Source organism: Mucilaginibacter aurantiaciroseus, from assembly GCF_024055595.1.
Lineage (GTDB): Bacteria > Bacteroidota > Bacteroidia > Sphingobacteriales > Sphingobacteriaceae > Mucilaginibacter > Mucilaginibacter aurantiaciroseus.
The window spans coordinates 577,362-590,675 of record NZ_JAMXOF010000001.1; the positions used below are offsets into that span (position 1 = coordinate 577,362).

12 protein-coding genes are annotated in these 13,314 nt (G+C 43.2%); 6 read left to right on the forward strand and 6 right to left on the reverse strand.

The features are described from left to right. Nucleotides 1–33: 33 nt before the first annotated feature. From NAF17_RS02650 to pyrG, 3 genes are all read right to left on the reverse strand, one after another. Nucleotides 34–1,401: an exonuclease domain-containing protein gene (locus NAF17_RS02650; RefSeq protein ID WP_252756430.1), complete on the reverse strand. Its 1,368-nt coding sequence runs from the start codon at nt 1,399–1,401 to the stop codon at nt 34–36. A 155-nt stretch (nt 1,402–1,556) separates the two neighbouring features. Further along, the gene (yidC, locus tag NAF17_RS02655) at nt 1,557–3,398 is read right to left on the reverse strand and encodes a membrane protein insertase YidC (protein ID WP_252756431.1); all 1,842 of its coding nucleotides are present in this window, start codon (nt 3,396–3,398) and stop codon (nt 1,557–1,559) included. 23 nt (nt 3,399–3,421) lie between these two features. Continuing rightward, complete coding sequence (gene pyrG / locus NAF17_RS02660; protein WP_252756432.1) at nt 3,422–5,032, reverse strand: CTP synthase; 1,611 nt, start codon at nt 5,030–5,032, stop codon at nt 3,422–3,424. A 218-nt stretch (nt 5,033–5,250) separates the two neighbouring features. Here pyrG and NAF17_RS02665 point away from each other — a divergent pair, with 218 nt between their 5' ends. Beyond that, nucleotides 5,251–6,123 (forward strand): hypothetical protein, encoded by an 873-nt coding sequence (locus NAF17_RS02665; protein WP_252756433.1) that lies wholly within the window; start codon nt 5,251–5,253, stop codon nt 6,121–6,123. Nucleotides 6,124–6,260: 137 nt separating this feature from the next. Here NAF17_RS02665 and NAF17_RS02670 read toward each other — a convergent pair whose 3' ends face one another. Together NAF17_RS02670 and trpS are read right to left on the reverse strand one after the other, a co-directional pair. Continuing rightward, nucleotides 6,261–6,875 carry a deoxynucleoside kinase gene (locus tag NAF17_RS02670; protein ID WP_252756434.1) on the reverse strand — a complete coding sequence of 205 codons (615 nt, stop codon included), beginning with the start codon at nt 6,873–6,875 and terminating at the stop codon, nt 6,261–6,263. A gap of 121 nt (nt 6,876–6,996) precedes the next feature. Beyond that, nucleotides 6,997–7,992, reverse strand: coding sequence for a tryptophan--tRNA ligase (trpS, locus tag NAF17_RS02675; protein ID WP_252756435.1), 996 nt, complete (start codon nt 7,990–7,992; stop codon nt 6,997–6,999). Between the two features lie 309 nt (nt 7,993–8,301). Between trpS and NAF17_RS02680 the strand changes: the two genes are divergently transcribed. The 5 genes from NAF17_RS02680 to NAF17_RS02700 all read left to right on the forward strand — a co-directional run bounded on the left by NAF17_RS02680 (nt 8,302) and on the right by NAF17_RS02700 (nt 12,632). Beyond that, nucleotides 8,302–8,922: a lysophospholipid acyltransferase family protein gene (locus tag NAF17_RS02680; protein WP_252756436.1), complete on the forward strand. Its 621-nt coding sequence runs from the start codon at nt 8,302–8,304 to the stop codon at nt 8,920–8,922. After that, nucleotides 8,909–9,196: an Asp-tRNA(Asn)/Glu-tRNA(Gln) amidotransferase subunit GatC gene (gene gatC, locus NAF17_RS02685; protein WP_252756437.1), complete on the forward strand. Its 288-nt coding sequence runs from the start codon at nt 8,909–8,911 to the stop codon at nt 9,194–9,196. Before NAF17_RS02680 ends, gatC begins: the two co-directional genes overlap by 14 nt. 136 nt (nt 9,197–9,332) lie before the next feature. Next, nucleotides 9,333–10,097, forward strand: coding sequence for an ABC transporter ATP-binding protein (locus tag NAF17_RS02690; RefSeq protein ID WP_252756438.1), 765 nt, complete (start codon nt 9,333–9,335; stop codon nt 10,095–10,097). A gap of 4 nt (nt 10,098–10,101) precedes the next feature. Further along, nucleotides 10,102–10,914 (forward strand): helix-turn-helix domain-containing protein, encoded by an 813-nt coding sequence (locus NAF17_RS02695; RefSeq protein WP_252756439.1) that lies wholly within the window; start codon nt 10,102–10,104, stop codon nt 10,912–10,914. Nucleotides 10,915–10,967: 53 nt separating this feature from the next. Next, nucleotides 10,968–12,632, forward strand: a complete 1,665-nt coding sequence (locus NAF17_RS02700) for a serine hydrolase domain-containing protein (RefSeq protein WP_252756440.1) — start codon at nt 10,968–10,970, stop codon at nt 12,630–12,632. 8 nt (nt 12,633–12,640) lie between these two features. Here NAF17_RS02700 and NAF17_RS02705 read toward each other — a convergent pair whose 3' ends face one another. Further along, the gene (locus tag NAF17_RS02705; protein WP_252756441.1) at nt 12,641–13,264 is read right to left on the reverse strand and encodes a hypothetical protein; all 624 of its coding nucleotides are present in this window, start codon (nt 13,262–13,264) and stop codon (nt 12,641–12,643) included. Nucleotides 13,265–13,314 lie beyond the last annotated feature (50 nt).

Here is a 13,314-nt window from a genome sequence, read left to right on the forward strand (position 1 = left end):
AAGCTGAAAGCTTTTGCCAGCGTTTGGCGAACATTACGCCGAAAAACTAACCTTTCTTTGTGGGAACCTTTCCGCATAACCCGTTACAATATTGCGGATATAATCATTTCCCGGGTAGGGTGTAAGGTAGTTCTTAAGCGCCTGGATGTTGCCAACATCATAGTAATGGGAAATATAACCCATACCATAAAAGCGGCCCTCTTCTATCAGGATGCAGCTATGCTCATCATCGGTGCGGCCTTCATCGCGGATAGCAAAGGTTGGCAGTACTTTTTTCAATTCATCTAAAGCACCCTGGATGCGGTCGTTATAAACCTCGGGCAATTCGTGCCCTTCGCAGGCGCAAGTACCAACATTAGCACCCGAGCATGGCTGGTCGTTCTTTTGAATAAAACAAAGTTTTGGGCATAGGCCGAAGGTATCTATCAGGTTAAGCAACAGGTTACGCCCTTCGTAAAGCGAGTTGCAGGCATAAACTGTCGGCATGTGTTTGCGGTGCTTATCTACAGCCATGCGCAGGTAACCCCGCTGGTCTTCGTACATATAAATGCCAAAGGTATTCTCGAACCGCTTTAGCGAACGGTTGTACTTTGGCCATAGCCGTTTGATCTCTACTGCCTCGGTTACCAGTGCTATAAGTTCGTTTCCACAAACCTGGTGACTAATGCGATAAATGTTCTTTAAAAACTCCTGGCGTTGCAGGTTTGGATTATTGCCGGTAAAGTGACTGCAAACGCGTTTTTTGATATTCTTGGCTTTGCCTACATAAACCACTTTGCCTTTTTCATCATGGAAATAATAGATGCCCGGCGATGGCGGTAAGGCTTCAATGTCCGCTTTAGGCAGGTTGGCAGGTAGTACTTGTTCTTTACTATTTTGCTTTAACGCCGCACTAATATGATTTGAAGTATCGCTTTTTAAATATAGGCTGAATAATTGCGCGGTTGCCTCTGCATCGCCCATGGCACGGTGGCGGCTGTTGTTCTGGATGCCTAAATGGGTGCACAGTTTACCAAGGCTGTAAGACATCAGCCCCGGCATAATTTTACGGCCTAAACGTACTGTGCAAAGCTTGTTTGCATTCAGTTCGTAACCAGCTGCATTCAGGTGATATCTTAAGAAAGAATAATCGAAATTTACGTTGTGGGCCACAAAGATCTGGCCTTTAAGCAGGTGGTAGATCTCGTGCGCCACATCCTCAAAAAGTGGCGCTTTCTGCACCATTTCGTTGGTGATGCCTGTTAAGGCACGGATATAAACCGGAATATCCCGTTGCGGGTTAACCAGCGACTCGAATCGGCGGGTTACTTTGTTGCCATCGTGGATGCATATAGCAATCTCGGTAATGCCATTAGCGCTGGCATGCCCACCCGTCGTCTCAATATCCACAATTGCATACATGGTTCAAATGTAAAACAATTTTGCTAATATTTTTAGTTGCGGATGTGGAAAAATTTAAAAATGTTGTCAAAATAATTCAACAAAAAACCCATAGCGCTTTATGGCTATGGGTTTCTATATTCTTAAGGCAACTAATCTCTAATCAACCAATCACCTTACTTTTTCTTCGCCTGCACTTGTTGTTGCTGGCGCATCATTTCTTCGAATTTAGCACCGAAGCCTGTTTTTTTCTTGTTAGGTTCATCAGGTTTTTTTTTGTTCTCCTGGATCTGCGCGTGAATCTTTTTATCATCAACCATAAACTTAATTAAGTATTGCTGTAAAAAGGTTAGCATGTTAGCCAAAAAGTAGTAGTAGTTCAAACCAGATGGGTAGCTGTTAAGCGTAGCCAGGAAAATGATAGGGGTAATGTAACCTATGTATTTCATCTGCCCGGTAGCACCCGAGATCTGATTGTTGAAGTACGTGTATATCAATGTAGATATCGTCATCAACAAACACATTAAACTGATGTGGTTACCAATGAAAGGGATTTTAGCAAAGGTAATAACCGCATCGTAAGTGGATAGATCGTGCATCCAAAGGAAACTCTCGCCCCTAAGCTCAAATAAGCTTGGGAAGAAACGGAAGAACGCGATCACGATAGGCATCTGGATCAGCAATGGCAAACAACCACCCAATGGGTTCACTCCGGCCTTTTTATAAAGCTTTAGGTACTCCTGTTGTAAAAGGGTAGGGTTATCTTCGCCAACTTTGCCTTTTATTTCGTCCATTTCCGGCTTTAAAACACGCATTTTCGCCATTGAAAGGTACGACTTGTATGTAAGCGGCGCCAAAACCAATTTTAGTACGATTGTTAGTATCAAAATGATGATACCGTAGTTCCAATTAAATTTGTTCAAAAAGTTGAACAATGGTAATACCGCAAACTGGTTGATGTATTTTAAAGGCCCCCAGCCCAGGTTAACCAATTTTTGCAGGTCGTAACCCTGATCCTTTAAAGTATTGAAACGGTTAGGGCCAAAATAAAACTCTAAAGGTACCGCACCCGCCGCGTTTGGCGTAAGGGTAAGGTTGGCTTTCATCTGTTTAACATTTACAGTATCTGCAACATCGGTAGCAACCTCAAAATCTGACTTCGCGATGCCTTCTTTAGCGATCAGCACGTTAGAGAAGAAGTGTTGCTTGAACGCAACCCATTGCATTTTCTTTTCTACAATAGCTTTTTTATCATCTTTGGTTTCGCTCAGGTAGTCAACCTCGTTATCGGTATTTTTGTAATACACGGTAGAGTATTGGCGCTCCTGCGTCATATCCTTTTCCTTTTTAGGCAAACTTGCGCTCCAGTTAAGGTTATAACCACCCGTGGTAGATACTACTTGCTCTAAACCGGTAGATTTGATGTTCAACCCAACTTTAAAGCCTGTGCCTTTAAGCGAGTAAATATAATCTACATACTGCGTTGGGCTATAGCTTAAACGCATAGTGATAGACGATGAATCTTTATCTGCCACCTGTAAACCTGTTCCGCTTGGCGTAAAGTAAAGGTCGTTGGTGATTAAGGTCCTGTCGCCTGCTTTTAAGGCAAGGCCAAACTTGTTATCGTTACCATCAAATAATATTAATGGTTTTTTATCGAACGTTTTGTAGTTTTTAAGCTCGGCAGAGTAAATGCGGCCACCTTTGGTAGATAGCTTCAGGCGCATTTCTTTGTTTTCGATGGTTACAAATTGCTCGCTGCCAACAGTAGCTGCGCCAAAAGGTGTTTTTAAAACGGCCGAATCAACAACACCTGCTTTTTTAGCGGTATCAAGTTTGGTTGCGGTTTTTACGGCAGCTTTTGCAGCCGGGTCTTTTATCAGTCCTTTTTTGATCGAGTCAAGATGAACGGTAAGCTGTTCTTTTTTAATATCAGCTTCAGAAGGTTTCATAAAATATATGGAAGCGCCCATAATAATCATGATCAGGAATAACCCTGTAAACGTATTTTTATCCATTATGTATTGTATCGTACTATTAATCAGTTCTTGCGGGCGTAAGCCAGCGAAGCGGCGACAAAGTTAATAAAAAGCGGATGCGGATTAGCAACTGTTGATTTTAATTCGGGGTGAAACTGCGCGCCCACAAAAAACGGGTGGTTTTTTAATTCCACAACCTCAACCAAGCCGTTATCCGGGTTAATGCCAGACGGGGTTAAGCCTGCGGCCTCGTAATCTTTTAAGTAACTGTTGTTAAACTCGTAACGGTGCCTGTGGCGCTCGCTGATGTGTGTTTTACCGTAAGCCAAAGCCGCCTTGCTGCCTTTTTTAAGATCGCACGGGTAAGCGCCTAAACGCATGGTACCACCTTTATTTATCACATTTTTTTGGTCTTCCATCATAGCGATAACCGGGTGAGGGGTATCAGGGTTCATTTCGGTACTGCTGGCATCTTTTAAATTAAGCACGTTACGGCCAAACTCCACAACCGAACATTGCATACCCAAACAGATGCCGAAGAACGGAATATTGTTTTCGCGCACATAACGGATAGCTTCAATTTTACCCTCAAAACCACGCTCGCCAAAGCCCGGTGCAACAAGCACACCATGCAGGCCACGCAATTTGTCAACTGCGTTCTCAATAGTCAATTGTTCCGACGGGATATATTGTACACGCACCTTACACTCGTTTTTAGCACCCGCGTGGATGAACGATTCGATGATAGATTTATAAGCATCAGGCAGCTCCACGTATTTACCAACCAAGCCGATTTTTACTTCGGATGTTGGGTTTTTTAAGCGGCCCAAAAAGTCTTTCCAGTTATCCAGGTTAGGCTCGTTTTTGTGCGATAGCTTTAATTTGGTTAAAACTGTTTTATCTAATTGTTCTTTCAGCATTAGCAAAGGCACATCATAAATTGTTGACGCATCCATCGATTCGACAACCGCGTTGATGTTAACGTTACAAAATAATGCGATTTTTTTTCTGATATCCATATTAATATGGTGCTCGGTGCGGCAAACCAATATATCCGGCTGGATGCCGTACTCCAGCAACATCTTAACCGAGTGCTGGGTAGGTTTGGTTTTCAGCTCGCCCGCTGCAGCAAGGAAAGGAATAAGCGTTAGGTGGATAACCAGCGCGTTGCCCGGGCCGGCTTCCCATTTAAACTGCCTTACAGCTTCTACAAACGGTAACGATTCGATATCGCCCACGGTACCACCAATCTCGGTAATTACAATATCGTAATCGCCGGTTTCGCCAAGGATACGCATGTTGCGTTTTATCTCGTCGGTTATGTGTGGTACAACCTGCACGGTTTTACCAAGAAATGCACCCTCGCGTTCGCGGTTGATGACATTTTGGTAGATACGGCCGGTGGTAATATTGTTGGCTTTTGATGTTGGCGTGTTCAGGAAACGCTCATAGTGGCCAAGGTCAAGGTCGGTTTCGGCACCATCCTCGGTAACATAGCATTCGCCGTGTTCGTAAGGGTTTAAAGTTCCCGGATCTATGTTAATGTAAGGATCGAATTTTTGGATGGTTACGCGATAGCCGCGTGCCTGTAAAAGTTTAGCTAATGAGGCAGAAATAATGCCTTTTCCTAACGATGAGGTAACTCCACCCGTAACAAAAATGTATTTAGTCATGATTTTTTTGAAATCCGGTTAGCGGTTTTAAGGCCGAAACCAATTGTTTGTGTACGGGATACAAAAGTAGGAAAAATAACGGCATTTTGGGAGCGATTTTACATTTGTGGAAAAGATTGGGAAAGAGAAAATTGGAGTGTGTTAAGGCTTGCAAATAATCGGTTAGCAATTTTTAGAGATTTGATGTACGATATGTTATCTTTAACAAAACCTGAATCATGAAGATCAACGCACGGATTTTACTCTCACTTTTTATTGTTTTAAGTTCATTCAAAGCAGAAGCGCAGCATTTCCCCTTCAAACCTAAAGATTCGCTTTATAATAGTAGTTATTTACCTGGCTTAACGGTAGATAAAATAACACCTGGTTACACCACCCTTGCCGATTTAAAGAACACCGGGTTTAAATTGTCGCGGGTAAAGGTGAATGATTTAAATATGGGTGACATAGATAGCATAAACGCCACTTTACAAGGCAGTAGCTGGGGGATTAATGTTTTAAGCCATGGTTACACCATAAAACCGGGCATGATTGTGTTGCAGGGAAATGATAGCACGGACGTTATTACCAAAATAAGGTTACTGAAAGGTTTTTCGGGAAATATAAGGGGATTTAAAACGGAGCCCGGGAAAACTACCGTAAAAGACGTAGAAAAAGCCTTCCCCAATTTTGAATGGTCATCTACCGATGCGTCACGGTATTTTTATTACACTAATAAGGATAGTATTGCTTTTTATGTAGCTAAAGATACTACGATTAAGGAATGGCCTTTTGATGAAAAGTTTTATTCGAATAAGATAATAAGCGCTGTTGAAATTATTAATTGGAAGGGTTTTTATAATCAGGAATATGGCGCAAATGATATCAATTATCAAAAACCCTTATATGCCCCCCTAAATGATGCCCATTTAAATTATTTTGTTATTGTAGAAAAGCAATTTTCCACCGCGGCAAGTATTATTGGGAAAAACGAATACAACGAAGTGCGTCTTGGCAGGTGGCAGGAATATTCATCAGATCATAAACTCATTTTTGAAGCTGAGTATGATAACACGGGCAAGCTTATAAAAATGATACTCCCCATTAAATAGTTTAAGAAAGCATGCGTACGGCCACAAGCGGGACGCTTGCGATAGCAATAATAACGATAGAAAACTGTCATGGTGAGCCTGTCAAGCCATTAGCAAGGTGTATGAGCCTTCGACAAGCTTAGACACACAACAAAATGCTAAAACAACCCGTTCACTTCCCGCTCTATTTTCTCAACAATAGAGGCCATATCTTCGGTATTGTTGGCAAAATCCAGGTTGTCTTTATCCAGTACAAGTAGTTTGCCCAGCTTGTAGCTGTTTATCCACTTGTCGTATTTTTCGTTCAGTTTGGATAGGTAGTCTATCCGGATGCCAATCTCGTACTCGCGGCCGCGGCGTTGGATGTTATTTACCAGGGTAGGTACAGATGCTTTTAAGTATACCAGCAAGTCTGGTGGTTTGATAAACTCGGTAATGTTATCAAACATGCTTTGGTAGTTCTCGTAATCGCGGGTGGTCATCAGGCCCATATCGTGCAGGTTTTCTGCAAAAATGTAGGCATCCTCGTATATGGTACGGTCCTGGATAATATCGCGGCCACCTTTTTGGATGTCTACGATCTGGCGGTAGCGGCTATTGAGGAAATAGATCTGCAGGTTAAAGCTCCAGCGTTTCATTTCGTTATAAAAATCTTCCAGATAGGGGTTATTGTCAACCGCCTCGTAAAGGGGGTCCCATCCGTAATTTTTCGCTAACATCTCGGTAAGAGTAGTTTTACCGGCGCCTATATTTCCTACAATAGCTATGTGCATTTTCTAAAGGTATAATTCAAAAGTTGAAAGTACAAATTAGCCCCACCCAAATCCTCCCCGATAGGGAGGGCTTTTTATTTAATTTTAAAGTCTCACCCTATGGAAGAGATTAGAGAGGGCTCTAAAAATTCCTGAAACCGATAATTTCTCTTACTTCTTTAATGGTTTTGGCAGCACTTTCACGTGCCTTTGCAGCACCATAGCGGGCAACCTGCCTTAGCATTGGTGCATTGTTGGCTATGTCGGCAATCTTTTCGCGGATAGGCGTTGTGGCAATGATCATATCTTCGGCAAGCTGTTTCTTCAAATCGCCGTAGCGGATAGCGCAGGTATTGTACAGGTTATCGAAGTGCGCGATAGTGTCTGGTGTGGATACCACCTTCATCAGCTCGAACAGATTTTGGATCTCCTGCGGCTTGGCCTGATTATCCTCGGTTGGGCCGCTATCGGTAACCGCGCGCATTACTTTTTTGCGGATGGCTTCCGGCGTGTCGCTCAGGAAAATGGCATTGCCTTCGCCTTCGCTTTTGCCCATTTTACCTTTACCGTCAAGCCCCGGTATTTTCACCAGGCTCTCGCCCATGCTAAACGCGTATGGCTCGGGGAAGTAATCGTTATTGTAAAGCCTGTTAAAGCGGTTGCCAAAGGTGCGCGCCATTTCAAGGTGCTGCTCCTGGTCTTTACCAACAGGTACTTTTGTTGCTTTGTGGATCAATATATCAGCCGCCATTAAAACCGGGTAGGTTAAAAGGCCGGCGTTCACGTTATCCGGGTTGGCACGTACTTTATCTTTAAAGGATGTACTGCGTTCCAACTCGCCCTGGTAGGCGTTCATGTTCAGGTACAGGTACAACTCGGTAACTTCTGGCACATCGCTTTGTACATAAATGGTGGCTTTTTCAGGGTCGATGCCTGCCGCCAGATATTCCACCAAAACCTGTTTAACGTTGCCGTGCAGGTTGGCAGGGGTAGGGTGCGTGGTTAAGGAATGCAGGTCGGCTATAAAAAAATAGCACTTGTATTCATCCTGCATTTTAACGAAGTTTTGAATAGCCCCGTAGTAATTACCCAGGTGCAAATTTCCGGTAGAACGTATACCGCTAACAACAGTTTCCATATAGTGGGCGAAAGTAAGTATTTTTTGGCCTCACCCCAAACCCCTCCCCGGGGGAGAGGGGCTTTTTTTTAAATAAGTATTCCCTATCGGTGGAGATTATTCACAGCGTGTTTGTTTTAATAGCACCCATGAAGTCTCCACCGTTTATCGGAGGCTAAAACGTCACTATTTTTTATATTTTTGACGGCGATGAAAATGATATTGAAGAAAGTGCACCTATACCTTTACCAAGGTAGCGTTGGGCTTTTCTATTTTCTGTTTTGGCCTTCACTATATTACTTTTCACGCAAAGCCGAAAGATACAAGAACATGAATGCCGTTCGCCGTGTGTGGGGGCTGATAAGTTCGTTTTGTGTGGGCGTCAGGTACAACTATCAATTCGAACAACCTATCGACTGGAGTAAAACATACATCGTTTGCCCCAACCATACCTCAAACCTTGATATTACCGCACTTAGCATATTGGTAAAAAGTAACTGCTGTTTTATGGGTAAAGAGGAATTAGTTAATGGTATTGTTACGCGCCTTTTCTTCCGTACGGTGGATATCCCGGTTAATCGCGAGAGCAAAATAGCATCCTTCCGTGCGTTTAAAGTGGCTATGGAGCGTTTGGGTAACGGCGTAACGGTGATCATCTTCCCCGAGGCAACCATACCGGACCGGTTCCCACCCCAACTGCATACTTTTAAAAACGGCCCGTTCCGGATGGCTATCGAGCTTAAAGTACCTATCATCCCGGTAACATCATTAAATACCTGGAAGATTTTTTGGGACGATGGCAAGAAATATGGCAGCAAGCCGGGCGTATGTGATATATTTGTACATAAGCCGATTGAAACGGCGCACTTAACAATAGATGATGCCGATGCCCTGCGAGACGAGGTGTATGCCATCATCAGCAATAAAATTAATGAGCATGACCATAGATGAACAAACAGTTGATAAAATTGCCCACCTGGCCCGCCTTAAACTGGCCGACAGCGAAAAGCAGGACATGATCAAAGACATGAACAAGATATTGGGGTTTATGGATAAACTGAACGAGGTAGATACCACAGGCGTTGAACCATTGGTATACATGACCGCCGAGCAAAACATACTGCGCGAAGACGTGGTAAAACAAGAAATCACCACCGAAGAAGCCCTTGAAAACGCTCCCGACCATGACGAAAGCCATTTTTTGGTGGAGAAGGTTATAAAGTAGTATTGAAGAGAGGCAGGAAATAAAGACACAAGAGCCAAGACGAGGAGAAAATTTTGCCTCCTGCTTCTTGTAATCTTTTATCTTTTACCGTGTAACATTTCCTATCACTCTGCTGTCAAAGTAACAAAAACGGAACATGCCAACAGTTACCAAAAAGAACGAACCACTTATTATAATTAAAGATATCGGGCGTAAATACGTTATTGGTTCGGAGATTATCCACGCTATAAAATCGGTAACCTTAAATATTAATAAAGGCGAATTTGTGGCGCTGATGGGTCCATCGGGTTCCGGTAAGTCAACACTGATGAATATTTTGGGCTGTTTGGATACCCCAACCAAAGGCGAATACATCCTTAATGGCATCAACGTAAGCCACATGACGGATAATGACCTTGCCGAAGTGCGTAACACCGAGATTGGTTTCGTTTTTCAAACGTTTAACCTTTTACCACGTAACAGCGCTTTAGATAATGTTGCCCTGCCATTGGTTTACGCCGGCATCAGCAAAGAAAAACGTAATGAACGCGCCCGCCTTGCACTCGAAAATGTTGGCCTTGGCAACCGTACCGATCACAGGCCTAACGAATTATCCGGTGGGCAGCGCCAGCGCGTGGCCGTAGCCCGCGCCTTAATCAACGATCCCTCTATTATCCTTGCCGATGAGCCTACCGGTAACCTGGATACCAAAACATCTATAGAAATTATGGGCCTGCTGGAAGATATCCACGCTAAAGGCAACACCATTATATTAGTTACACACGAAGAAGATATTGCCATGCATGCCCACCGTATTGTGCGCATGCGCGATGGTTTGGTAGAGAACGATTATCAGAACGAGAATATCCAAACCGTTAGCAGGCGCGTGCCCGAAAAAGTAGGCATCGACTTAGAAAAATAACGGTTTGGAAACGCTAAAAACAGGTAGGTTTTATGGGCAAACCAACCAAACCCTCCACCTGGATTTTGCGACCATTACCGATACCGAATATACCCATGATAAGGTAGACTGGCACTACCATGAAAACGCCTACTTTACTTTTATTTTAGATGGTAAAGTAACTGAGGGCAACAAAAAAGAAGTTTACAACTGCAATGCCGGCAGCCTGCTATTTCATAATTGGCAGGACCCGCATTATAACATTAAACCCAAAGGCTATACCCGCGGCTTCCACATCGAACTTCACGAGCAATGGTTTAACAGCCTCGATTTATACCGCGATAATTTACAAGGCAGCTTCGCTGTAAACAACCCGCAAATAAGGCTGCTTTTTTACAAGCTGTTTAAAGAAACCAAAACTAACGACAATCTTACGCCTTTAGCTGCCCAGGCTTTAACGCTACAGGTGCTGGTAAAAATGCAGGGCGATAAAGAAAATGCCGCGTTAAGTGCACCACCTTGGGTAAAGCAAATTAAAGAAATTATAAATGATGATGTCGCCTGCAAATTTTCGCTCGCAGGGCTTTCTGCATTGGTAAATGTGCATCCCGTGCATCTTTCCAGGGATTTTTCGAAATACTTTAACTGTAACCTTGGCGAATACATCCGCGCGTTGCGTGTGGCAAAAGCATTTACGCTGATACCGGATAAAAGGCTGTCGTTAACCGAAATTGCGATGGCCTGTGGTTTTGCAGACCAAAGCCATTTTTTACGCTGCTTTAAAAATTACGGGCAGCAAAACCCCACAGTATACCGCAATTTATTTAATGCATGTTAATCCTGTTCTATTTTACCGGGCAGCATTAAGATAAGTTTGCGATATAATTAAATATGAGAACCATCACCATGAAATATTCCTTACTTATCGTTTTAGGTTTTTTCGCCACGTTTGTTAAAGTATCTGCACAAACAGTAGATATTTTACCGGCAAACCCAATCGCTATTCCCGTTCACAAAGCAAATATTGGCCGCATCATTTTCCTGAAGGATACTATCCCCGCGGCAAATCTTACCGATGCAGATATTTTAAAAGAATTGACGATAACATCAATAAGTAACCTAAGTATGCTGGCTTTTATGGGTAACTCTTTGACTAACTATCAGCACCAAATAGCGCCAAACCTTACGGTTGAGCAGCTTAACCAGGGTAATTATCAGTTTACCTTTTATGTAGATGGTAAACAGATCTACCAGGAGAACCTGAATAAGGGTGCGGGGTACGCGCTTTTTAAAAACAGCCGTACCGTTTTGAATGTAAAGTTGCTTAGCACATTGCATGAGGACATGTGGAGCAGGTATATGTTTACCCGCTTTATGGTTAGGGGAGGTGAAGATGCTTTAACCACCGGTGCACATATCCTAAAAATAGAACTGCGCCCTTATGTAAACATTCCCGACCTAAAAGTGGGCCATCTAATTGCACAAGGCGAGTTAAAAGTGATTATCCCAACCGTAAAGGTAAAAGAAAAGGCCATACAGCCAATAGCGCGTAAAAGTGGCTGGGCTGTTTCGTCAGAAACGTATAACAAAAAGTTGATAACCGATTTAAATGAAAAGATCCTGCAAAACAAGTTTAAAAATATAAGCGGTATTGTGGTGATCAAAAACGGAAAGCTGCTGATAGAAGAATATTTTAACGGCAGCGGGCGCGATACTTTACATGACCCACGCTCTGTAGGTAAAACGTTTGCGGCCGCTACAATGGGGATAGCCATAAATGATGGGTATATTAAATCGGAATTGCAAACGCTTGAAGATTTTTATGACTTGAAGGCCTACAAGAATTACTCGCCGCAAAAGGATAGCATCACGCTAAAAAGCATGCTGACCATGAGTTCTGTTTTTGATGCTGATGACAATAACGACGAATCGCCGGGCAATGAGAACAATATGTATCCAACCGAGAACTGGGTAAAATTTGCCCTCGACCTGAAAACCGACAGCTCAAAAAAAGCCTACAAAAGCTGGCATTATTTTACAGCCGGCGTTGTTGTACTGGGCGATATTTTAAATAAGAAAGTACCCGGCGGCTTAGATAAATATGCCGACGCCAAACTATTTAAACCATTAGGCATCACCAATTATAAATGGCAATATACGCCTCAAAATGTGCCTAACACGGCTGGTGGCATAAAATTGCGTGCTGTTGATTTTGCCAAATTTGGTCAGCTTTATAAAAACGACGGTTTATGGAATGGAAAGCAGGTGATCCCGAAAAGTTGGGTTCAAAAATCATTTACCAAACAAATGGCTTTACCTGCCGATGTGGTTGGCCTCGGTTATTACGGCTATCTGTTTTGGAATAAAACCTACACTATCAATAATAAACCCTACGAAACTTGGTACTGCACCGGCAATGGCGGCAACAAGATCTTTGTTTTCAAAGATGTACCCTTAGTTGTAGTAGTGACCTCAGTTGCTTACAACGAAGGCTACGCCCACCCACAGGTTGATAAAATGATGCAAAAATATATTCTACCGGCGGTATTAAAATAATACCCCTGTTAACACTTCAGTTCCGCCAGCCTCGCTACAAAATCGGCAAGGTAAAGGGTATGCTCGGGTGTTATGGGTTTGCGGTTGCCGATGATAAGGGTATGCTCGAAAATCTCCACCACAAAATCGATTTCTTTGATAGCCATCATGGCATCTCTAAACTCTTGTGTCATGGCATACTCGGCCTTGCGTTTATCGTCGGTTAGTACGTAGTAGCGGTCGCTAAAGGGCTTGTCCTCCTTAAAATCGAGCTCTATCGGGAATATGATCTCGCGGATCTTATCAATGATGGTTTCGGTGCGGATAAAAACCCTGCCAAAATCGCGCTTTAAGTAGGCGAGGGCCCAGGGTTGGTATTCGGTAATTAGGGTTTTGTGGCCTTTTGGGGGGGTATCCTCGGTATCCATATCCACAAATAGCAGGTAGCTATCACCGCAGGTATTTTTAATGGCGAAGGTATCGCGGATGTTTACCGCCTGGTGGTGATTTAATACCTCGAACTGCTCCAGCTGGAAATCTATATAGCCCGGCACTTCTATCCGCAATTGTTCTTTTAATGCCCGGCTGGTGGCTTCAAAATCGTCGGTTTCGGTTGAAGATGGGCCGGTTGTGTCAAATAAAAATTTATCCATTCGTTACCATAAAAAAATCAGACTAAAGATAATAACAGATGTTACAGTTT